A 22,756-nucleotide genomic window follows, 5' to 3' on the forward strand; every position below is an offset into this window, starting at 1 on the left:
ATTGCGGCAGGCCGTGTTATTATTGCCTTTTTGTATATTTGGACAGGAAGAGTATTTTGACTACTAACACTCATACTCTGCAGATTGAAGAGATTTTAGAGCTTCTGCCGCACCGTTTTCCGTTTTTACTGGTCGATCGCGTGCTGGACTTTGAAGAAGGTCGTTTTCTGCGTGCGGTGAAAAATGTCTCCGTCAACGAGCCGTTTTTCCAGGGGCATTTCCCGGGCAAACCGATTTTGCCAGGCGTGCTGATTCTGGAAGCGATGGCGCAGGCAACCGGTATTCTGGCGTTTAAAAGCGTTGGTAAACTGGAACCTGGCGAACTGTATTATTTCGCGGGTATTGATGAAGCGCGCTTTAAGCGTCCGGTGGTGCCAGGCGATCAGATGATCATGGAAGTCACTTTCGAGAAAACGCGCCGTGGCCTGACCCGCTTTAAAGGGGTTGCGCTGGTCGACGGTAAAGTCGTGTGCGAAGCAACCATGATGTGTGCTCGTAGCCGGGAGGCCTGATTCGTGATTGATAAATCCGCCTTTATTCATCCTACCGCCATTGTGGAAGACGGCGCTGTAATTGGCGCTAATGCCCACATTGGTCCCTTTTGTATTGTTGGGCCGCAGGTCGAAATTGGTGAGGGAACCGTACTGAAGTCTCATGTGGTCGTGAATGGTCAAACCAAAATCGGCCGCGACAACGAGATTTATCAGTTTGCCTCCATCGGTGAAGTGAACCAGGATCTGAAATATGCGGGTGAGCCGACCCGTGTGGAAATTGGCGATCGTAACCGCATCCGCGAAAGCGTCACCATTCATCGTGGTACAGTGCAGGGCGGTGGGTTGACGAAGGTGGGTAGCGATAACCTGCTGATGATCAATGCGCATGTCGCACATGATTGTACGGTAGGTAATCGCTGTATCCTCGCCAACAACGCCACGCTGGCGGGGCACGTATCAGTCGATGATTTTGCGATCATCGGCGGTATGACGGCAGTTCATCAATTCTGCATCATCGGTGCGCATGTGATGGTCGGCGGCTGCTCCGGCGTGGCGCAGGATGTCCCTCCGTATGTGATTGCGCAGGGTAACCATGCGACGCCGTTCGGGGTAAATATCGAAGGGCTGAAGCGTCGCGGCTTTAGCCGTGAAGGGCTGGTGGCGATTCGTAATGCCTACAAACTGTTGTACCGCAGTGGTAAAACGCTCGACGAAGCGAAGCTGGAAATCGCTGAACTTGCTGAAAAGCATCCGGAAGTGAAGGCGTTTACCGAGTTCTTTGAGCGTTCAACGCGTGGTCCGATTCGTTAATGGCGGCACAGCGTCCTTTAACGATTGCCCTGGTCGCCGGTGAAACGTCCGGCGATATTCTTGGCGCAGGCTTAATTCGTGCGCTGAAAGCGCGCGTACCCAACGCCCGTTTTGTGGGCGTTGCGGGGCCGCGTATGCAGGCCGAAGGGTGTGAAGCCTGGTACGAGATGGAAGAGCTGGCGGTCATGGGCATTGTTGAAGTGCTCGGACGTTTACGCCGTTTGTTGCATATCCGCGCCGATCTGACCCGCCGTTTTACCGAACTCAAGCCCGATGTCTTTGTCGGGATTGATGCCCCTGATTTCAATATTACCCTCGAAGGTAATCTGAAAAAACAAGGGATTAAGACCATTCATTATGTCAGCCCGTCCGTTTGGGCCTGGCGACAGAAACGCGTTTTCAAAATAGGCAGATCCACCCATATGGTGTTGGCTTTTCTGCCTTTCGAAAAAGCGTTTTACGATAAATTTAACGTCCCGTGCCGCTTTATCGGTCACACCATGGCGGATGCCATGCCGCTGGACCCGGATAAAAATGCGGCGCGCGACGTGCTGGGTATCCCGCATGACGCCCATTGTCTGGCGCTACTGCCAGGCAGCCGTGGCGCGGAAGTGGAAATGCTCAGCGCCGATTTCCTGAAAACCGCACAATTGCTGCGACAGCGCTATCCCGATCTGGAAGTGGTAGTGCCGCTGGTGAACGCGAAACGCCGCGAGCAGTTTGAAAAAATTAAAGCGGAGGTTGCGCCGGATCTCGCCGTTCATTTGCTGGACGGCATGGCGCGCGAGGCGATGATCGCCAGCGACGCGGCGTTGCTGGCCTCGGGTACGGCGGCGCTGGAGTGTATGCTGGCAAAATGCCCGATGGTCGTGGGGTATCGTATGAAGCCCTTCACTTTCTGGCTGGCGAAACGTCTGGTGAAAACGGAGTATGTGTCTTTGCCTAACCTGCTGGCGGGAAGAGAATTAGTCAAAGAGCTGTTGCAGGAAGAGTGCGAACCGCAAAAACTCGCCGAAGCGCTGTTGCCGCTACTGGCGAACGGTAAAACCAGCCATGCGATGCACGACACCTTCCGTGAACTGCATCAGCAGATCCGCTGTAATGCCGATGAGCAGGCGGCAGATGCCGTCCTGGAGTTAGCACAATGATCGAATTTGTTTATCCACACACCCATTTAGTGGCGGGTGTGGATGAAGTGGGCCGTGGCCCGCTGGTGGGCGCCGTAGTGACCGCCGCCGTGATCCTCGATCCGGCGCGTCCGATCGTCGGTCTGAATGATTCCAAAAAATTGTCTGAAAAGCGTCGTCTGTCATTGTATGACGAGATTAAAGAAAAGGCGTTAAGCTGGAGTCTGGGACGCGCGGAAGCGCATGAAATTGATGAGCTGAATATTTTGCACGCCACCATGCTCGCCATGCAGCGCGCTGTCGCTGGTCTGCATATTGCGCCAGAATATGTGCTGATCGACGGCAATCGCTGTCCGGAGCTGCCTGTGCCGTCAATGGCCGTGGTGAAAGGCGACAGCCGCGTGGCGGAGATTAGCGCGGCGTCTATTCTGGCGAAAGTCACCCGCGACGCAGAAATGGCGGCGCTGGATATCGTTTTTCCTCAGTATGGCTTTGCGCAGCACAAAGGCTATCCAACCGCTTTTCATCTGGAAAAGTTGGCCCAGTATGGCGCGACGGCGCACCACCGACGCAGTTTTGCGCCTGTTAAACGCGCTCTGGGACTTGTGTCCTGACTCTTGTATCGAGAAATCTGAAGATGTCTGAACCACGTTTCGTTCACCTGCGGGTGCACAGCGACTACTCTATGATCGATGGGCTGGCGAAGACCGGGCCGCTGGTGAAAAAGGCGGCCTCATTAGGTATGCCTGCGCTGGCGATCACCGATTTTACCAACCTCTGCGGTCTGGTGAAGTTCTACGGAGCGGGTCATGGCGCGGGCATTAAACCCATCGTCGGGGCGGACTTTAACGTTCACAACGAACTGCTGGGAGATGAGCTGACTCATCTGACGGTACTGGCGGCGAATAATACGGGATACCAGAACTTGACGTTGCTGATCTCGAAAGCGTATCAGCGCGGCTACGGCGCGGCAGGCCCGATTATCGAGCGCGACTGGTTGGTAGAGCTTAAAGAAGGTTTGATTCTGATTTCCGGCGGACGCATGGGCGACGTAGGCCGCTGTCTGCTACGCGGCAACCAGGCGCTGGTGGAGGAGTGCGTTGCTTTCTATGAAACGCATTTTCCCGATCGCTACTTCCTGGAACTGATCCGTACCGGCAGACAGGACGAAGAGACCTATCTCCATGCTGCGGTTGAACTGGCTGAGGCACGTGGTTTGCCGGTTGTCGCGACAAACGATGTCCGTTTCCTTGAAAGCGATGATTTTGACGCCCATGAGATTCGTGTCGCGATCCACGACGGTTTCACGCTCGACGATCCTAAACGTCCACGCAATTATTCACCGCAGCAGTATATGCGCAGTGAAGAAGAAATGTGCGAGCTGTTCTCCGATATTCCGGAGGCGCTGGAAAATACGGTGGAGATTGCCAAACGCTGCAACGTAACGGTGCGTCTGGGTGAATATTTCCTGCCGCAGTTCCCGACCGGCGATATGACCACCGAAGATTATCTGGTCAAAAAATCGAAAGAGGGGCTGGAAGAGCGTCTGGCTTTCCTGTTTCCGGACGAAGAAGAGCGCAAAAAGCGTCGCCCGGAATATGACGAGCGTCTGGATATTGAACTACAGGTTATCAACCAGATGGGGTTCCCTGGCTACTTCCTCATCGTGATGGAGTTTATCCAGTGGTCAAAAGATAACGGCGTGCCGGTAGGGCCGGGACGTGGTTCCGGGGCTGGTTCGCTGGTGGCCTACGCGCTGAAAATTACCGACCTTGATCCGCTGGAATTTGACCTGCTGTTCGAACGTTTCCTGAACCCGGAACGTGTCTCGATGCCTGACTTCGACGTTGACTTCTGTATGGAGAAACGCGACCAGGTGATTGAGCACGTCGCAGACATGTACGGGCGTGATGCGGTATCGCAGATTATCACCTTCGGTACGATGGCGGCGAAAGCCGTTATCCGCGATGTGGGCCGCGTGCTGGGGCATCCGTACGGTTTTGTCGATCGTATCTCGAAGCTGGTGCCGCCCGATCCGGGCATGACGCTGGCAAAAGCCTTTGAAGCGGAACCGCAACTGCCGGAAATTTACGAGGCGGATGAAGAGGTCAGAGCGCTGATCGATATGGCGCGTAAGCTCGAAGGCGTCACGCGTAACGCCGGTAAGCACGCTGGCGGCGTGGTCATCGCGCCGACCAAAATTACCGACTTTGCGCCGCTGTACTGCGATGAAGAGGGCAAGCATCCGGTTACCCAGTTTGATAAAAGTGACGTGGAATATGCCGGGCTGGTGAAGTTCGACTTCCTCGGTTTGCGTACGCTGACCATCATCAACTGGGCGCTGGAGATGATCAACAAGCGGCGGGCGAAGAATGGCGAGCCACCGCTGGATATCGCCGCCATTCCGCTGGACGATAAAAAAAGCTTCGACATGCTGCAACGCTCGGAAACCACGGCGGTCTTCCAGCTTGAATCGCGCGGTATGAAAGACCTGATCAAGCGTCTGCAACCTGACTGCTTTGAAGATATGATCGCGCTGGTGGCCCTGTTCCGTCCCGGCCCGTTGCAGTCAGGGATGGTAGATAACTTTATCGATCGTAAGCACGGTCGTGAAGAACTCTCTTACCCGGACGTTCAGTGGCAGCATGAAAGCCTGAAGCCGGTACTGGAGCCGACCTACGGCATCATTCTGTATCAGGAACAGGTGATGCAGATTGCCCAGGTACTTTCCGGGTATACTCTCGGCGGCGCGGATATGCTGCGTCGTGCGATGGGTAAGAAAAAGCCGGAGGAGATGGCCAAACAGCGTTCTGTTTTTGAAGAGGGCGCGAAAAAGAACGGTATCGACGGCGAACTGGCGATGAAAATCTTTGACCTGGTGGAGAAATTCGCCGGTTACGGGTTTAACAAATCGCACTCCGCCGCTTATGCGCTGGTTTCTTATCAAACGCTATGGCTAAAGGCGCACTATCCGGCAGAGTTTATGGCGGCGGTGATGACTGCCGATATGGACAACACCGAGAAGGTCGTCGGCCTGGTGGACGAGTGTTGGCGGATGGGACTGAAAATTCTGCCGCCGGATATTAACTCCGGATTGTACCATTTCCACGTTAACGATGAGGGCGAGATCGTCTACGGCATCGGCGCGATCAAAGGCGTCGGCGAAGGGCCGATCGAAGCGATCATCGACGCGCGTAATCAGGGCGGCTATTTCCGCGAACTGTTTGATCTGTGCGCGCGAACCGACACCAAAAAGCTCAACCGCCGGGTGCTGGAAAAGCTGATCATGTCCGGGGCGTTCGACCGCCTGGGGCCGCACCGCGCCGCGCTGATGAACTCATTGGGCGATGCGCTGAAAGCCGCCGACCAGCACGCCAAAGCGGAAGCTATCGGTCAGGCGGATATGTTCGGCGTACTGGCGGAAGAGCCGGAGCAAATCGAGCAATCCTATGCCAGCTGCCAGCCGTGGCCGGAGCAGGTGGTGTTAGATGGGGAACGTGAAACGTTGGGGCTGTACCTGACGGGCCACCCCATCAATCAGTATTTAAAAGAAATTGAGCGCTATGTCGGCGGGGTAAGGCTCAAAGACATGCATCCGACAGAACGTGGTAAAGTCACCACGGCTGCGGGGCTCGTGATTGCCGCAAGGGTTATGGTCACCAAGCGCGGCAATCGTATCGGCATCTGTACGCTGGATGACCGTTCCGGGCGTCTGGAAGTGATGTTATTTACCGACGCGCTGGATAAATACCAGCAGTTGCTGGAAAAAGACCGCATACTTATCGTCAGCGGACAGGTCAGCTTTGATGACTTCAGCGGGGGGCTTAAAATGACCGCCCGCGAAGTGATGGATATTGACGAAGCTCGCGAAAAATACGCTCGCGGGCTTGCTATCTCGCTGACGGACAGGCAAATTGATGACCAGCTTTTAAACCGACTCCGTCAGTCTCTGGAACCCCACCGCTCGGGGACCATTCCAGTACATCTCTACTATCAGAGGGCGGATGCGCGTGCGCGGCTGCGTTTTGGCGCAACGTGGCGTGTCTCTCCGAGCGATCGTTTACTTAACGATCTGCGTGGCCTCATTGGTTCGGAGCAGGTGGAACTGGAGTTTGACTAATACAGGAATACTATGAGTCTGAATTTCCTTGATTTTGAACAGCCGATAGCAGAGCTGGAAGCGAAAATCGATTCTCTGACTGCGGTAAGCCGCCAGGATGAGAAACTGGATATTAATATCGATGAAGAAGTCCATCGCCTGCGCGAAAAAAGCGTAGAACTGACGCGCAAAATCTTCGCCGATCTCGGCGCATGGCAGGTAGCCCAACTGGCGCGCCATCCGCAGCGTCCGTACACCCTGGATTATGTCCGTCTGGCGTTTGATGAGTTTGATGAGCTGGCGGGCGATCGCGCCTATGCTGATGACAAAGCCATCGTCGGCGGTATCGCGCGTCTGGAAGGGCGACCGGTGATGATCATTGGTCATCAGAAAGGTCGTGAAACCAAAGAAAAAATTCGTCGTAACTTTGGCATGCCAGCGCCGGAAGGCTACCGCAAAGCGCTGCGCCTGATGGAAATGGCTGAACGCTTCAACATGCCGATTATCACCTTCATCGACACCCCGGGCGCTTACCCTGGCGTGGGCGCGGAAGAGCGTGGTCAGTCTGAAGCCATCGCCCGCAACCTGCGTGAGATGTCTCGTCTGAACGTACCGGTCATCTGCACCGTGATTGGCGAAGGCGGCTCCGGCGGCGCATTGGCGATTGGCGTGGGTGATAAAGTGAATATGCTGCAATACAGCACCTATTCCGTTATCTCCCCGGAAGGTTGCGCCTCTATTTTGTGGAAGAGCGCCGACAAAGCGCCATTGGCTGCTGAAGCGATGGGCATCATCGCGCCGCGTCTGAAAGAGCTGAAGCTAATCGATTCCATCATTCCGGAGCCGCTGGGCGGCGCGCACCGTAATCCGGAAGCGATGGCGGCATCGCTAAAAGCGCAGCTGCTGGAAGATTTAGCCGATCTCGATGTGTTAAGCACCGATGATTTAAAAAACCGTCGTTACCAGCGTTTGATGAGCTACGGTTACGCCTAATCATTTACCTCATTTTTCCCAAGAGGCCGGATAATCCGGCCTCTTTTTTTTGGTCGAGGAAAAATGAGACGCCGATGAGCTGATGTGATTAAACGCAATGGCATGTTCTCCCTGACACTGTATCAACTGCCAGGCGTGTGGCCAGGGCAGGCAGTGAACTACCCTTCAAGGAGAAAATTATGGGATTGCAAAAAACACTGGCGCTCAGCGCCGTAGCGGCAGGGATCATGTTGAGCTTATCCGGTGCGCAGGCTGCGCCGCTGCTTAGCAGTAGTGAGCCAATGACCATTAACGCCAGCGATCTGGCGGCGAAAGAGAAAGCGCTAACGGATTTTCCGTTAATGGAGGCCGTGAAATCCTCTATTCAGACGTTGGATAACAGCGCGGTCGAACAAATCGAACCGGGGCGCGCCGCTAACCCGGCAAACGTAAAACGCGTTGAAAGTATTCTGAAAGAGGCCGACTGGGATTATCTGTTCCCGATGCGCGCGCCGGAATACACTTACTCTAACTTCCTGAAAGCGATAGGTAAATTCCCGGCGGTTTGTGGTACCTACACCGATGGACGCGATAGCGACGCTATCTGCCGTAAAACCCTGGCTACTATGTTTGCGCATTTTGCCCAGGAGACGGGCGGTCACGAAAGCTGGCGTGACATTCCGGAATGGCGTCAGGCGCTGGTCTATCTGCGCGAAGTCGGCTGGACAGAAGGGCAAAAAGGCGGCTACAACGGCGAATGTAACCCGGATGTATGGCAGGGCCAGACCTGGCCGTGCGGTAAAGATAAGGACGGCGATTTCCTCAGCTATTTTGGCCGCGGGGCAAAACAGCTTTCTTATAACTACAACTATGGGCCTTTCTCTGACGCGATGTATGGCGACGTTCGCCCTCTGCTGGATAAACCCGAGCTGGTGGCGGATACCTGGATGAACCTGGCGAGCGCCGTCTTCTTCTTTGTGTATCCGCAGCCGCCGAAGCCGTCTATGCTACATGTGATTGACGGTACCTGGCAGCCAAACGATCGCGATAAAGCAAACGGCCTGGTATCAGGTTTCGGCGTCACTATTCAGATCATCAATGGCGGCGTGGAGTGCGGCGGCGCAGATGAGAATGCGCAGTCGCTTAACCGTATCGCCTACTACAAAGAGTTTGCCAACTACCTGAAAGTGCCGGTGCCGGCTGACGAAGTGTTGGGCTGTAAAAAGATGAAGCAGTTCGATGAAGGCGGCGCTGGCGCGTTACCGATCTATTGGGAACAAGACTGGGGCTGGAGCGCCGATACTGCGGACGGTAAAACCTATTCCTGCCAGTTAGTTGGATATCAGACGCCGTATACCGCCTTTAAAGAGGGCGACTACACGAAATGTGTACAGCATTATTTCAACGTTAATGTCGTCGATGATAACGGAACCACTGAACCTGATGTCACGCCAACTCCGGCGCCAGTGACGGATGAAAACGTGGCGCCAGTCGCGCGCATTGCCGGGCCGGTCGGGGCGGTGGAAGCCGGTAGCCAGGTTTCACTCAGCGCGGAAGGATCGACCGACGCGAATGGCGACAAGCTCACCTATACCTGGATGTCGCAGGATGGCAAAACGCTGAGCGGTCAGGATAAAGCCGTTGTGATTTTCAACGCGCCGGATGTCACTCAGAACACCCAGTATGTGGTGAATCTGACCGTTAGCGACGGTACGCTCTCCAGTACAGCGGTTTATACGCTGAATGTGAAAGCGAAGGCCGCCGCTGCGGATGACGAAGATAAGACCACCAGCTACCCTGCCTGGAGCAGCAGCCAGAAATGGAATCCGGGCGACATCGTCAACAGTAATGGCGCATTGTACCAGTGCAAACCGTTCCCGGAAGGCTCATGGTGTAATGTTGCGCCTGCCTACTATGAGCCCGGCGTAGGGATTGCCTGGGCCGATGCATGGAACGCATTGTAATAAGATAAATCCTGTCGGTGCTTTGCATCGGCAGGATTGTTACTATGCTTATCTCAGGTTTTTTCAGGAGAAAGCATGAACATCATCGCCATTATGGGGCCGCACGGGGTTTATTATAAAGATGAACCCATCAAGGAGCTTGAGCGTGCATTACAATCCCAGGGATTTCAAATTATCTGGCCGCAAAATAGCGTTGACTTGTTGAAGTTTATTGAACATAACCCGCGCATCTGCGGCGTTATTTTTGACTGGGATGAATACAGTCTTGACCTTTGTAGCGAAATCAACCAGCTAAATGAATACCTTCCCCTCTACGCCTTTATCAATACCAACTCCACGCTGGACGTTAGCGTTCACGATATGCGCATGGCGCTGTGGTTTTTTGAGTATGCGTTGGGGCTGGCTGAAGATATCGCGACGCGCATTCATCAATATACAAACGAATATCTCGATAATATTACGCCACCGTTTACCAAAGCGCTGTTTACCTACGCCAAAGAAGGAAAATATACCTTTTGTACGCCGGGTCATATGGCGGGAACGGCGTATCAGAAAAGTCCGCCAGGCTGTCTGTTTTATGACTTTTTTGGCGGCAATACCTTAAAAGCTGATGTGTCGATTTCGGTGACTGAACTGGGATCGCTGCTGGATCACACCGGGCCGCATCTGGAAGCGGAAGAGTATATCGCCCGTACTTTTGGCGCCGAGCAGAGCTATATGGTGACGAACGGTACGTCGACCTCGAATAAAATTGTCGGTATGTATGCCGCGCCTGCGGGAAGTACGCTACTTATTGATCGTAATTGTCATAAATCGCTGGCGCATTTGCTGATGATGAGCGATGTGGTGCCTCTCTGGTTGAAGCCGACGCGCAATGCGCTCGGCATTCTCGGCGGTATTCCCCGAAGGGAATTTACCCGTGCAAGCATCGAAAGCAAGATAGAGGAGACCCCTCAGGCGCAATGGCCGGTGCATGCGGTTATCACCAATTCGACTTACGATGGTCTGCTGTATAACACTAACTGGATCAAGCAGATGCTGGACGTTCCCTCGATCCATTTTGATTCCGCCTGGGTACCCTATACCCATTTCCATCCGATCTACCAGGGGAAAAGCGGGATGAGCGGCGATCGGGTGCCCGGAAAAGTGATTTTCGAAACGCAATCCACCCATAAAATGCTGGCGGCTTTTTCGCAGGCGTCGCTTATTCATATCAAAGGGGAATATGACGAAGAGACGTTTAACGAAGCGTTTATGATGCACACTTCCACATCGCCGAGCTATCCCATTGTCGCCTCTATCGAGACCGCGGCGGCGATGCTGCGCGGCAATCCAGGGAAAAGATTGATTAATCGTTCGGTGGAACGGGCGCTCCATTTTCGTAAAGAAGTACAGCGGTTACGTGAAGAGTCCGATAGCTGGTTCTTTGATATCTGGCAGCCGGAAGAGGTTGATGAGGCCGAATGCTGGCCGGTCACGCCGGGAGAAACCTGGCATGGCTTCACCGATGCTGATGACGATCATATGTTCCTCGATCCGGTTAAGGTGACAATCCTGACGCCGGGGATGGATGAACAGGGCAACATGAGCGAAGAGGGGATACCCGCCGCGCTGGTGGCGAAGTTCCTCGATGAGCGAGGCGTGGTGGTGGAAAAAACCGGGCCGTATAATCTGCTGTTTTTGTTCAGCATAGGGATTGATAAGACCCGTGCGATGGGGCTGCTGCGCGGACTGACGGAATTTAAACGCGCCTACGATCTTAACCTGCGCGTCAAAAATATGTTGCCGGATCTGTATGCGGAAGATCCGGATTTTTATCGCAATATGCGCATTCAGGATCTGGCGCAGGGGATCCATAAACTGATCCGCCAGCACGATCTTCCGGGGCTGATGCTGCGGGCGTTCGAGGTTTTACCGGAGATGATCATGACCCCGCACCAGGCCTGGCAGCGTCAGATCAAAGGTGAGGTGGAAACCGTGGCGCTCGATCAACTGCCAGGACGCGTTTCCGCGAATATGATCCTGCCTTATCCGCCAGGCGTTCCGCTGTTGATGCCCGGCGAGAGGATCACGCAACAGAGTCGGGCCGTGCTCGATTTTCTGCTGATGCTCTGCTCGATTGGCCAGCATTATCCCGGTTTTGAAACGGATATTCACGGCGCGAAACGGAATGAAGACGGGGTGTACCAGGTACGAGTCTTAAAACACGCCTGCTAGCTTGCCTGACGGGAATGTGACGAGTAACGTACTGATAATCAATAAAGGAGACGCTATGCTGGGATTAAAACAGGTTCATCACATCGCGATCATTGCGACAGACTATGCGGTGAGCAAGGCGTTTTATTGCGATATTCTGGGGTTCGATCTGCTAAGCGAAGTCTGGCGGGAAGAGCGTGACTCGTGGAAGGGCGATTTGGCGCTAAACGGGCAGTATGTGATTGAGCTTTTCTCTTTTCCCTTCCCTCCGGCGCGTCCAAGCCGACCTGAAGCCTGTGGCCTGCGCCATCTGGCTTTCAGCGTGGAAAATGTGGAAAACGCCGTTGCGCATTTGGAAAAGCATCAGGTTAAGTGCGAACCGATACGCATCGATCCGTATACCGGGAAGCGCTTTACTTTTTTCAACGATCCGGACGGTTTACCGCTTGAGCTGTATGAGCAGTAAGGCTTGTCATTAAGACGCTCGCCAGGTAACGTTGCCGGGCTAAGTCACTATAAGCATGGATCATGACCACTCTCACGTTGAATACCTCGTTACTCTCTTCTCGCCGTATTCTGGCTGCCTTTAGCGGTGGCCTGGATTCTACGGTGCTTCTGCATCAACTGGTGTTGTGGCGAGAACGCCATCCTGACGTCACGCTGCGTGCTATCCATATTCATCACGGTTTAAGCCCTCATGCTGATAGCTGGGTGCGGCATTGCGAAACCGTATGCGCACGCTGGCAGGTTCCGCTGGTAGTGGAGCGGGTGACGCTGGCGGATAATGGTCTGGGTATCGAGGCCCATGCGCGTGAAGCGCGCTACCGGGCGTTCGCACAGACGCTATTGCCTGGCGAAGTGCTGGCAACCGCGCAGCACCTTGACGATCAGTGTGAAACATTCCTGCTGGCGTTAAAGCGCGGCAGCGGTCCGGCCGGACTTTCCGCGATGGGAGAACGCTCGCCTTTTGCCGGAACTCTGCTTCTTCGCCCGCTGTTGAGAGAAACGCGGAAGACGCTGGAACAGTGGGCTGTGCGGCATGGCTTATGCTGGATTGAAGATGAAAGCAATCAGGATGACGCCTACGATCGCAATTTTTTACGCCTGCGCGCGCTTCCGCTCTTACAGCAGCGCTGGCCGCATTTTCCTGCGGCGGTAGCCCGTAGCGCGACGCTCTGCGCCGAGCAAGAAAGGCTGCTGGACGAGCTTCTGGCCAGCGATCTTACTGACTGTATCACGGCGGAGGGAACATTGCGGCTCTCTCCATTAATGTCGATGAGCGATGTACGGCGGGCGGCGATTTTGCGTCGCTGGCTGGCGATGCGTAATGCGCCGATGCCCTCTCGCGACGCGCTGGAACGTATCTGGCAGGAGGTGGCGCTGGCGCGCGACGATGCCTCTCCCTGTTTACGCTTTGGCGATCACGAGATTCGCCGTTACCAGTCGCAACTGTGGTGGATTAAATCCGTGGCCGGACAACACGAAACGACGGTCGCCTGGCCCGTCTGGCAAACACCGCTGGCGCTGCCTGCCGGCTTAGGGACGGTACAGCTCGTTCCTGGTGGCGAACTGCGCCGACCGCGAGAGGAAGAATCCGTCAGCATTCGTTTTAAAGCGCCAGGCGTGTTACATATTGTCGGGCGTAACGGTGGACGTAAATTAAAGAAAATCTGGCAGGAGCAGGGGATCCCGCCCTGGCGACGAGATACCACGCCGCTGTTGTTTTACGGCGAAACGCTGATTGCGGCTGCGGGTGTTTTTGTGACGCGTGAGGGAGCAGCAGAAGATAAAGAAGGGGTGAGTCTGGTTTGGCATGCCTGATGGCGCTGCGCTTATCAGGCCTACGTATCGCATGGAACGTAGGCCGGATAAGGTGCTTGCACCACCATCCGGCAACAAAATACTCAGGATTCGCTAACTACCACGGTACCAATTTCCGGGTGGCTGAAACTGGCGATTTTATCGAGACGAAGTTCACAAGACTCGCCGGAAACTTCGGCAAGCAGATATTCTACGTTTTTACGTAAGATCAAATCGTTCGCTTTTGCCTGCAAAACCTCGCCATCTTTTAACGTTAGCGTCAGTATTAAATGATGCATGCAGGCAAGCTCAAGACTATCGTAGTCATCGCAATTAATGGGTTGATACGTTTCATTCATTGACATAATCGCTCACCAGTAAGTTCGCGGCAGCATAAGCTGCCTTTTCCCTGACCGACTCTGAAAGGGCGCTATCTGCCGCCACTTCATTAAGCACTTTCAATACACAACCCAGCGCATCCGGGACATACCCTAAGTCTCCGCTGGCGATTTCCGCATACCGCTTGCGTACTAACTCACAATATTTTTCCACATGCCCTCCTGTCAGCATTCTGACTTAACCGTGGATGCAAGTCTAAGCCTACGAAGTTAAATCTTGTTTAGCAAGGTGACTATACCATACTCATTTGCGCAATATCAGCGCCTGACGCGAGTGGGTAAAAGATTCGTTAACAGCCTTTTAGCGCGGTTTTCGCTACAATGGGCGCCTGATTCGAAAGGAGTTTTCTCATGGCGCTTAAAGCGACAATTTATAAAGCCGTCGTCAATGTGGCTGACCTTGATCGCAACCGGTTTCTGGATGCGGCATTGACGCTGGCGCGTCACCCTTCTGAAACGCAGGAGCGCATGATGCTGCGCCTGTTGGCATGGATAAAATATGCTGATGAACGGTTGCAGTTTACACGTGGGCTCAGCGCGGAAGATGAGCCGGAGGCCTGGCTGCGCAACGATCATTTGGGCATCGATCTCTGGATAGAGCTGGGGCTGCCGGATGAGCGCCGTATTAAGAAAGCCTGTACTCAGGCGAGCGATGTCGCGCTCTTTGCTTATAACTCCCGGGCGGCGCAAATCTGGTGGCAGCAGCATCAAAGCAAGTGCGCGCAGTTCGCTAACCTGTCCGTCTGGTATCTGGATGACGGACAACTGGCGCAGCTCAGTGAATTTGCCGATCGTACCATGACGCTACAGGCGACGATTCAGGACGGCGCAATCTGGCTTTCTGATGCTCGGAATAATCTGGAAATACAGCTAGCCGCCTGGCAACAGCCCTCATGATTGCCATCTCCCGGACGGTCTCCATAGCCGATAATGAGCTGGAAATTACGGCCATTCGCGCGCAGGGCGCGGGTGGTCAGCACGTAAATAAGACCTCTAGCGCGATTCATTTGCGCTTTGACATTCGGGCCTCTGGCCTGCCAGAGTATTATAAACAGCGTTTGCTGACGGCCAGCCACCATCTGATAAGCGATGATGGCGTCATTATCATTAAGGCGCAGGAGTTCCGGAGCCAGGAGCTCAACCGGGAAGCGGCTATCGCCAGGCTGGTTGCCGTCATAAAAGAATTAACCGCGGAGCAGAAAAGCCGTCGTGCAACCCGTCCGACGCGTGCCTCGAAAGAGCGCCGCTTGTCCTCAAAGGCGCAAAAATCTTCTGTAAAGGCGCTTCGCGGCAAAGTTCGTCGTCCACTGGATTGACGGGCAGGAATAGCAATTTCATAAGGATTTTATGGTGAGAACAGCAATATTGTCAGTAGCGGCAGCCTGTACGCTATTTGCATTGATAGGGTGTAATAACCGTGCGGAAGTTGACGCCCTGCAACCTGCGCAGGCGGCGGAATTAAAACCCATGCAGCAAAGCTGGCGCGGCGTGCTGCCCTGTGCGGATTGTGAAGGTATTGAAACGTCACTGTTTCTGGAAAAAGACGGCACATGGGTGATGAACGAGCGCTATCAGGGCGTGCGCGAAGAACCTTCCTCTTTTGCGTCATACGGTACCTGGGCGCGGACGGCGGATAAACTGGTGTTAACCGACAGCAATGGCGAGAAATCGTATTATCGCGCGAAAGGCAATGCGCTGGAGATGCTCGACAGAGAAGGCAATCCGGTGGCTTCGCAGCTTAATTATACGCTTGTGCCTGTTACCGCCAGCCTGCCGGTAACGCCAATGCCGCTGCGTGGTATGTATGTATACAGGGCCGATGCGGCGACCTTTACCGATTGCGCGACCGGAAAACGGCTCCCGGTCGCCAGTAACGCCCAGCTTGAGCGCGGCTATCTGGCGGCGAAAGGTGAAGCGGAAAAACCGGTGCTGCTGACGGTCGAAGGGCATTTTGTGTTTGCCGCGAATCCGGACACGGGCGAGCCGGTAAAAACGCTAATAGCTGATAAAAATGTGAAGTTTGCGCCGGGTAAGGATTGCACTCACTAATAAAAGGCCTCGCAGGGTGCGAGGCCTTTACATATCTGCCGGATGGCGCCGGGCAATCCCAACAAAATGTCGTTTAGCCTTTAATCGCCTTGACCAGATAATCAACGATATCGCCGGTTTTAATCAGCGATTTTTCACCGCTACGACGATATTTATACTCAATATCGTCGTTATCCAGGTTGCGATCGCCAATCACGATAGTATGTGGAATACCAATCAGCTCCATATCGGCAAACATCACGCCCGGGCGCTCTTTACGGTCGTCCATCAGCACTTCAATGCCCTGCGCGCGCAATTCGCTGTACAGCTTTTCCGCCAGCTCCTGCACACGGAAGGATTTGTGCATATTCATCGGCAGAATAGCGACCTGGAAAGGCGCAATAGCGTCAGGCCATACAATGCCGCGCTCGTCAAAGTTCTGCTCGATAGCTGCGGCAACGACACGTGTTACGCCGATACCGTAACATCCCATTGTCAGGATCTGGTTACGGCCATCTTCACCCTGAACGGAGGCTTTCAGCGCTTCTGAGTACTTGGTACCTAACTGGAAGATGTGACCCACTTCGATACCGCGTTTGATAAGCAACGTTCCCTGACCGTCCGGACTCGGATCGCCGGCGACTACGTTACGGATGTCGGCAACAACAGGCGTCGCCACATCGCGATCCCAGTTAATACCAAAGTAGTGTTTACCGTCGATGTTAGCGCCAGCGGCAAAATCGCTCATGGCGGCAACGGTACGATCGATGATGACCGGAATCGGCATATTGACCGGGCCGAGGGAGCCAGGGCCGGCATTAATCACGGCGCGAATCTCTTCTTCGGTAGCGAAGGTCAGCGGGCTGGCAACGTGCGGCAGTTTTTCCGCTTTAACTTCATTCAGTTCATGATCGCCGCGAACCAGCAGAGCCACCAGCGGAGACTTGCTGTCTTTCACCGCTTTCACCAGCAGCGTTTTTACCGTTTTTTCAATTGGCAGGTTGAATTGTTCCACCAGCTCCGCGATGGTTTTGGCATTTGGCGTATCGACCAGAGTCATTTCCTGCGTCGCCGCTGCGCGCGGTGTTTGCGGCGCGATAGCTTCTGCCAGTTCAATGTTAGCCGCGTAATCAGAAACATCAGAGAAAACGATATCGTCTTCGCCGCTTTGCGCCAGCACCTGGAATTCATGCGAGGCGTTGCCGCCGATAGAACCGGTATCGGCCTGTACCGCGCGGAAATCCAGCCCCATACGGCTGAAGATACGGCTATACGCGGCGTACATGGCGTCATAGGTTTCCTGCAACGACTCCTGAGAGGTGTGGAAAGAGTAAGCATCTTTCATCAGGAATTCGCGCGAACGCATCACGCCAAAGCGCGGACGCACTTCATCACGGAATTTGGTCTGGATTTGGAAGAAGTTCAGCGGCAACTGCTTATAAGAGCTGAGTTCATTACGCACCAGGTCGGTGATAACTTCTTCGTGGGTCGGGCCGAGTACGAACGGACGCTCGCCACGGTCGACAAAACGCAGCAGTTCCGGACCGTACTGTTCCCAACGACCACTCTCTTGCCACAGGTCGGCTGGCTGAACGACTGGCATCGACACCTCGATAGCACCGGCGTTGTTCATCTCTTCACGCACGATGTTTTCGACTTTTTTCAGGACGCGCAGGCCGGTCGGCAGCCAGGTATATAACCCGGAGGCGAGCTTGCGGATCATCCCGGCGCGCAGCATCAGCTGGTGGCTGATAACCTCGGCGTCGGCAGGTGTCTCCTTCAGAGTGGAGAGCAGGTATTGGCTAGTACGCATGTTGTTACGGTTCCAGTTGAACGATCGAACAGGCTCAATGTGAGCCTGATACAAAAAAAGTGATTTAGTTTACCAGCGTGCAAGAGATGTCAAAAGAGAAGGGCGTGAAATTACCGTGGTTCCAGCGCAAACACTTCAAATCCGGTGTTAACCACACGCCAGCGCACGTTAAAATCATGCAGCCAGACGGCATAGGTTTTGCCCGTCTCTTCACCCTTACGATAAGCCGGGCGAGGATCTTGCGCCAGCACATCGCAAATAAATGTCCGTAACTGCGGATAACGCCTTTCCAGCGTCGTAAGCTGTTGAGCCACCTCAGCGGTAAAACTCACGGGCATTTCAGCTATCGGCGCCTGTTGCGCATAGCTGGCGGCGGCGTCCGGTAAGGCCTCGGCAAACGGTAAATACGGTTTGATATCCACCACCGGCGTGCCATCCACCAGATCCAGACTGCCTAATTTCAGAATTACGCTCTCTTTCCGGCACTCGATACTTTTTAGCGCAACGAGCGACATGCCAATCGGATTGGGGCGGAACGTGGAGCGCGTGGCAAAAACGCCCATTCTGGCGTTACCGCCAAGACGGGGCGGACGAACTGTTGGCCGCCAGCCGCCGTCCATCGTCTGATGAAAAACGAAAAGTACCCACAAATGGCTGAACGCTTCCAGGCCGCGAACGGCATCGGCCTGGTTGTAAGGCGCTATCAGATGCAGTTCGCCGCAGGCGCTTTTGACCAGACCAGGCTGGCGCGGAACGGCGAATTTTTCTTTATAGGGGGAGCGAATAACGCCGATTTGTTCAAACTGAAAGCTGCTCATTTCGCCGAAATATTCAGGGCGGACCCGATACAAACCGCCTGACGGTAGCAGCCTGGCGTGCCGCTGGTAATTTCACAGCTGTGCAGCAGGACGGCGTTGGCTTTCATTTTAGATGCATTAATCTGCATACGCTTGCGCGCAGTTGGAATGTTAGGCGGAGAGTCTTGATTTGTCGCCTGGCAGGATTCGCCGCTAACCTCGCCAAGATCGCGGAAAGGTTTGCCGACTAAGTCTTCAGCATTGGTGTAAATCCTGACGGGAGCGGCACGCGGCGCTTTAGGTTTCTCCGGCTCCGCTTTTGGCGGGGTTGCGGTGCTTTGAACGGGTTCAACAGGGGATCTGCTTAGCATGGAACAACCGCCCAGCATGAGTGCCAATAAACAGATCGGTAAAGCACGCATAATATTTCCTCAATGAATGTTCTAATTGCCAGATATTGAATCAGGAGCTTGCATAAATGACAAGACGGGCAATAGCCCGTCCTGAATAATATTACAGATTGTGGAATCAGCCTAAAACTTACCAGCCTTTCACCGCACCGCCATTAAAAACTTTATTTGCGGCTTCGTACACTTCATCAGACTGGTAAGCCTGAACGAATTTTTTCACATTCTCGGCGTCTTTGTTATCTTCACGCGTCACGATCAGGTTAACGTACGGAGAATCTTTATCTTCAACGAAGATACCGTCTTTCGCTGGCGTCAGGCCAATCTGGCTGGCGTAAGTCGTATTGATGACCGCTAACGCGATCTGCGCGTCATCCAGCGAACGCGGCAACTGCGGCGCTTCCAGCTCAACAATTTTCAGATTTTTCGGGTTTTCGACGATATCCAGCGAGGTAGGAAGCAGACCAACGCCGTCTTTCAGTTTAATCAGCCCTACTTTTTGCAGCAGCAACAGGGAACGACCAAGGTTGGTCGGGTCGTTAGGCACAGCGACCTGGGAACCGTCCTTGAGCTCATCCAGAGATTTGATTTTTTTGGAATATCCTGCAATGGGATAGACAAAAGTCTTACCAACGGAAACCAGTTTGTAGCCGCGATCTTTGATTTGCTGATCCAGATACGGTTTGTGCTGGAAGGCATTGGCATCGATATCGGCTTTGCTCAGCGCTTCATTAGGCAGAACATAATCATTAAAGGTCACCAATTCCACGTCCAGGCCGTATTTTTCTTTCGCGACTTTCTGCGCGACTTCGGCAACTTGCTGCTCTGCGCCAACGATTACGCCGACTTTAATATGATTCGGATCTTTTTCATCCTGACCGCAACCCGCAAGTGCCAGAGAACCAATCAGAGCACCCACTGCCGCAAAGGTTTTGAATTTGAACGCCATGCTTATTTCCTTAATGAGTATTTGTGTTGTGTTTAACGTTACTTATGCGTGACAGCCCTGACGATGCGATCGCCGGATAACTGAATTAAATAAACCAGAACGACGAGTAATACCAGCACCGTATTCATCACGGTAGCATTGTATCCAATATAACCGTACTGATAGCCGATTTGACCGAGGCCGCCTGCGCCGACGGCGCCGCCCATTGCGGAGTAACCGACCAGGGTGATCAGTGTAATGGTTGCCGCATTCACCAGACCAGGCAGCGCTTCCGGTAAAAGGATTTTACGTACAATTTGCAGCGGCGTGGCGCCCATCGCTCGCGAGGCTTCAATCAGCCCGGCAGGGATCTCTAACAATGCATTTTCCACCATACGGGCGATAAAAGGCGCGGCACCGACGGTCAGCGGTACAATCGCGGCCTGCAAACCAATGGAGGTGCCGACAATTATTCGGGTAAAAGGAATCATCCACACCAGCAGGATGATAAAGGGAATTGAGCGGAAAATATTGACCACCGCAGAGAGGGAGCGATACAGCCTGGCGTTCTCCATAATCTGCCCCGGGCGCGTAACATACAGCAATACGCCGACCGGCAGGCCAATCACGAAACCGAAGAAACCGGAGACAAAGGTCATCGCCAGCGTTTCCCAGACGCCACGAACCAGTAACCACATCATTGCCTCAGACATAACCCAGTACCTCTACTTTCACATGGTGATCCTGCAGCCAGGCAATTGCGGCTTGCGTCTCTTCTTGTGTGCCGTGCATTTCCGTTAGCATAATGCCGAACTTCACACCGCCCGCGTAATCCATCTGCGCGCTGATAATATTATTGTTCACGTTGAAACGACGCGCGGTTTCAGAAAGCAGCGGGGCATCCACAGACTGTCCGGTGAATTCCATGCGCAGCATCGGCACGCTGTCAGTTTCCGGCGACGCTTTCAAACGCGCCTGGTAATCTTCCGGAATGTCCAGGTGCAGAGTGGACTGAATAAACTTCTGCGCCAGCGGCGTTTTAGGATGCGAGAAGACTTCGCTGACCGTATCCTGCTCAATAAGCTCGCCATTACTGATAACGGCAACGCAGTCGCAGATACGTTTCACGACATCCATTTCATGAGTGATAAGCAGAATCGTCAACCCCAGACGACGGTTGATATCTTTCAGCAATTCCAGAATCGAACGGGTCGTCGCGGGATCAAGCGCGCTGGTGGCTTCATCGCACAGCAATACTTTTGGATTGCTGGCTAACGCGCGGGCAATCGCGACACGCTGTTTCTGACCGCCGGAAAGATTTGCCGGATAGCTGTCGTGCTTGTCGCCAAGACCGACTAAATCCAGCAGCTCTGTGACACGGCGTTTGATCTCTTCCTTTGGTGTGTTATCCAGTTCCAGCGGCAACGCGACGTTGCCAAACACGGTACGGGAAGAGAGCAGGTTAAAATGTTGGAAAATCATGCCGATTTGACGGCGAGCTTTGGTCAACTCAGACTCTGAAAGCGTTGTCAGCTCCTGACCGCCGACCTGAACGCTACCTTCAGTAGGGCGTTCAAGTAAGTTAACGCAGCGGATAAGCGTACTTTTACCGGCGCCGGAGGCGCCAATGACGCCATAAATCTGCCCGGCAGGAACGTGCAGGCTGACATTATTTAGCGCCTGAATGGTGCGCGTCCCCTGCTGGAACACTTTGGTAATATTCGAAAGTTTAATCATTGGTTATTTATTATCGTAATTAAGTTAGCCGTGGCATTTTCGTCTGTCTAATACGGTCAACGCCGTCAACAGAATGGATGTTAAGGCATCCAGACGTCTAAATCAATCAGGCTTTATACGATGAGCACTTTCTTGCCTGCTGAAACATGCGATACTAGCGCCACTTGCTTTACTCAGGAGCTATAAAAGGTGGCAAAGTCTGTACCCGCAATTTTTCTCGACCGTGACGGCACCATTAATGTGGATCACGGCTACGTACATGAAATCGATGCATTTGAGTTTATAGACGGCGTTATTGACGCTATGCGCGAGCTAAAAAAAATGGGCTATGCGCTGGTGGTGGTGACGAACCAGTCCGGAATCGCGCGCGGCAAATTCACTGAGGCGCAGTTTGAAACGTTAACCGAATGGATGGACTGGTCGTTGGCGGATCGCGATGTTGATTTGGACGGCATCTATTATTGTCCTCACCATCCGCAGGGCAGCATAGAAGAGTTCCGTCAGGTATGTGATTGCCGCAAGCCGCATCCAGGAATGCTTATCTCGGCGCGTGATTTCCTGCATATCGATATGGCGGCTTCTTATATGGTGGGAGACAAGCTGGAAGATATGCAGGCGGCAGCGGCGGCAAATGTCGGGACAAAAGTGCTGGTGCGTACGGGCAAACCGGTCACGGCAGAAGCAGAAAACGCGGCGGACTGGGTGTTAAACAGCCTTGCCGATCTGCCATCGGCGATAAAAAAGCAGCAAAAATAAGCGTTATGGATAAAAGATGAGCGGTTAAAACGAAAATGCATTTTTCCGCTTGTCTTCCTGAACCGACTCCCTATAATGCGCCTCCATCGACACGGCGGATGTGAATCACTTCACACAAACAGCCGGTCGGTTGAAGAGAAAAATCCTGAAATTCAGGGTTGACTCTGAAAGAGGAAAGCGTAATATACGCCACCTCGCGACGGTGAGCTGAAAGCCGCGTCGCACCTGCTCTTTAACAATTTATCAGACAATCTGTGTGGGCACTCGAAGATACGGATTCTTAACGTCGCAAGACGAAAAATGAATACCAAGTCTCAAGAGTGAACACGTAATTCATTACGAAGTTTAATTCTTTGAGCATCAAACTTTTAAATTGAAGAGTTTGATCATGGCTCAGATTGAACGCTGGCGGCAGGCCTAACACATGCAA

22 protein-coding genes are annotated in these 22,756 nt (G+C 53.6%); 14 read left to right on the forward strand and 8 right to left on the reverse strand.

Annotated features, from left to right (window positions below):
- Positions 1 to 56 precede the first annotated feature (56 nt).
- The 10 genes from fabZ (at position 57) to tilS (ending at position 13,483) form a co-directional block, all read left to right on the forward strand.
- Positions 57 to 512, forward strand: coding sequence for a 3-hydroxyacyl-ACP dehydratase FabZ (fabZ, locus tag NA197_RS19960; RefSeq protein WP_000210741.1), 456 nt, complete (start codon positions 57 to 59; stop codon positions 510 to 512).
- 3 nt (positions 513 to 515) lie between these two features.
- Positions 516 to 1,304, forward strand: a complete 789-nt coding sequence (gene lpxA / locus NA197_RS19965) for an acyl-ACP--UDP-N-acetylglucosamine O-acyltransferase (RefSeq protein WP_000565950.1) — start codon at positions 516 to 518, stop codon at positions 1,302 to 1,304.
- Complete coding sequence (lpxB, locus tag NA197_RS19970) at positions 1,304 to 2,452, forward strand: lipid-A-disaccharide synthase (RefSeq protein ID WP_000741216.1); 1,149 nt, start codon at positions 1,304 to 1,306, stop codon at positions 2,450 to 2,452. The genes lpxA and lpxB overlap by 1 nt, the downstream gene beginning before the upstream one ends.
- Positions 2,449 to 3,045 (forward strand): ribonuclease HII, encoded by a 597-nt coding sequence (gene rnhB, locus NA197_RS19975; protein WP_000569412.1) that lies wholly within the window; start codon positions 2,449 to 2,451, stop codon positions 3,043 to 3,045. Before lpxB ends, rnhB begins: the two co-directional genes overlap by 4 nt.
- 23 nt (positions 3,046 to 3,068) lie before the next feature.
- A complete protein-coding gene (gene dnaE, locus NA197_RS19980; RefSeq protein ID WP_001294820.1) occupies positions 3,069 to 6,551 on the forward strand; it encodes a DNA polymerase III subunit alpha in 3,483 nt (1,160 codons plus the stop codon).
- Between the two features lie 12 nt (positions 6,552 to 6,563).
- Positions 6,564 to 7,523, forward strand: coding sequence for an acetyl-CoA carboxylase carboxyl transferase subunit alpha (gene accA, locus NA197_RS19985; RefSeq protein ID WP_000055753.1), 960 nt, complete (start codon positions 6,564 to 6,566; stop codon positions 7,521 to 7,523).
- 179 nt (positions 7,524 to 7,702) lie between these two features.
- Positions 7,703 to 9,466: a chitinase gene (locus tag NA197_RS19990; protein ID WP_000524169.1), complete on the forward strand. Its 1,764-nt coding sequence runs from the start codon at positions 7,703 to 7,705 to the stop codon at positions 9,464 to 9,466.
- 75 nt (positions 9,467 to 9,541) lie between these two features.
- Positions 9,542 to 11,683: a lysine decarboxylase LdcC gene (ldcC, locus tag NA197_RS19995; protein WP_064043180.1), complete on the forward strand. Its 2,142-nt coding sequence runs from the start codon at positions 9,542 to 9,544 to the stop codon at positions 11,681 to 11,683.
- Positions 11,684 to 11,738: 55 nt separating this feature from the next.
- Positions 11,739 to 12,128 carry a VOC family protein gene (locus tag NA197_RS20000; protein ID WP_000901088.1) on the forward strand — a complete coding sequence of 130 codons (390 nt, stop codon included), beginning with the start codon at positions 11,739 to 11,741 and terminating at the stop codon, positions 12,126 to 12,128.
- A gap of 62 nt (positions 12,129 to 12,190) precedes the next feature.
- A complete protein-coding gene (gene tilS, locus NA197_RS20005; protein WP_064043181.1) occupies positions 12,191 to 13,483 on the forward strand; it encodes a tRNA lysidine(34) synthetase TilS in 1,293 nt (430 codons plus the stop codon).
- An 83-nt stretch (positions 13,484 to 13,566) separates the two neighbouring features.
- Here the strand turns inward: tilS and rof are convergent, their stop codons facing one another.
- Positions 13,567 to 13,827 (reverse strand): Rho-binding antiterminator, encoded by a 261-nt coding sequence (rof, locus tag NA197_RS20010; protein ID WP_000062330.1) that lies wholly within the window; start codon positions 13,825 to 13,827, stop codon positions 13,567 to 13,569.
- Positions 13,814 to 14,014: a YaeP family protein gene (locus NA197_RS20015; protein WP_001518678.1), complete on the reverse strand. Its 201-nt coding sequence runs from the start codon at positions 14,012 to 14,014 to the stop codon at positions 13,814 to 13,816. Before NA197_RS20015 ends, rof begins: the two co-directional genes overlap by 14 nt.
- A gap of 197 nt (positions 14,015 to 14,211) precedes the next feature.
- Between NA197_RS20015 and NA197_RS20020 the strand changes: the two genes are divergently transcribed.
- The 3 genes from NA197_RS20020 to nlpE are packed head-to-tail and all read left to right on the forward strand — an operon-like array spanning position 14,212 to position 15,909.
- Entirely contained in the window at positions 14,212 to 14,757 is a 546-nt protein-coding gene (locus NA197_RS20020; protein ID WP_001185318.1) for a YaeQ family protein, read from the forward strand.
- Positions 14,754 to 15,176: an alternative ribosome rescue aminoacyl-tRNA hydrolase ArfB gene (arfB, locus tag NA197_RS20025; protein ID WP_000560527.1), complete on the forward strand. Its 423-nt coding sequence runs from the start codon at positions 14,754 to 14,756 to the stop codon at positions 15,174 to 15,176. The genes NA197_RS20020 and arfB overlap by 4 nt, the downstream gene beginning before the upstream one ends.
- 31 nt (positions 15,177 to 15,207) lie before the next feature.
- Positions 15,208 to 15,909 carry an envelope stress response activation lipoprotein NlpE gene (gene nlpE / locus NA197_RS20030; protein WP_000252574.1) on the forward strand — a complete coding sequence of 234 codons (702 nt, stop codon included), beginning with the start codon at positions 15,208 to 15,210 and terminating at the stop codon, positions 15,907 to 15,909.
- Between the two features lie 73 nt (positions 15,910 to 15,982).
- Here the strand turns inward: nlpE and proS are convergent, their stop codons facing one another.
- From proS to metN, 6 genes are all read right to left on the reverse strand, one after another.
- Positions 15,983 to 17,701: a proline--tRNA ligase gene (proS, locus tag NA197_RS20035; RefSeq protein ID WP_001260683.1), complete on the reverse strand. Its 1,719-nt coding sequence runs from the start codon at positions 17,699 to 17,701 to the stop codon at positions 15,983 to 15,985.
- A gap of 110 nt (positions 17,702 to 17,811) precedes the next feature.
- Positions 17,812 to 18,519 (reverse strand): tRNA (N6-threonylcarbamoyladenosine(37)-N6)-methyltransferase TrmO, encoded by a 708-nt coding sequence (gene tsaA, locus NA197_RS20040; RefSeq protein WP_000093991.1) that lies wholly within the window; start codon positions 18,517 to 18,519, stop codon positions 17,812 to 17,814.
- Positions 18,516 to 18,920 carry an Rcs stress response system protein RcsF gene (gene rcsF, locus NA197_RS20045; protein WP_001202315.1) on the reverse strand — a complete coding sequence of 135 codons (405 nt, stop codon included), beginning with the start codon at positions 18,918 to 18,920 and terminating at the stop codon, positions 18,516 to 18,518. Before rcsF ends, tsaA begins: the two co-directional genes overlap by 4 nt.
- 118 nt (positions 18,921 to 19,038) lie before the next feature.
- Positions 19,039 to 19,854 (reverse strand): methionine ABC transporter substrate-binding lipoprotein MetQ, encoded by an 816-nt coding sequence (gene metQ, locus NA197_RS20050; RefSeq protein WP_438796700.1) that lies wholly within the window; start codon positions 19,852 to 19,854, stop codon positions 19,039 to 19,041.
- Positions 19,855 to 19,892: 38 nt separating this feature from the next.
- Positions 19,893 to 20,546, reverse strand: coding sequence for a methionine ABC transporter permease MetI (locus NA197_RS20055; RefSeq protein WP_001287486.1), 654 nt, complete (start codon positions 20,544 to 20,546; stop codon positions 19,893 to 19,895).
- Positions 20,539 to 21,570 carry a methionine ABC transporter ATP-binding protein MetN gene (gene metN / locus NA197_RS20060; RefSeq protein ID WP_000594021.1) on the reverse strand — a complete coding sequence of 344 codons (1,032 nt, stop codon included), beginning with the start codon at positions 21,568 to 21,570 and terminating at the stop codon, positions 20,539 to 20,541. Before metN ends, NA197_RS20055 begins: the two co-directional genes overlap by 8 nt.
- A 189-nt stretch (positions 21,571 to 21,759) precedes the next feature.
- Between metN and gmhB the strand changes: the two genes are divergently transcribed.
- Entirely contained in the window at positions 21,760 to 22,326 is a 567-nt protein-coding gene (gene gmhB, locus NA197_RS20065) for a D-glycero-beta-D-manno-heptose 1,7-bisphosphate 7-phosphatase (protein WP_001140158.1), read from the forward strand.
- Positions 22,327 to 22,756 lie beyond the last annotated feature (430 nt).

The sequence above is a fragment of the Salmonella sp. NW884 genome (genome assembly GCF_051700745.1).
Taxonomy (GTDB): domain Bacteria; phylum Pseudomonadota; class Gammaproteobacteria; order Enterobacterales; family Enterobacteriaceae; genus Salmonella; species Salmonella enterica.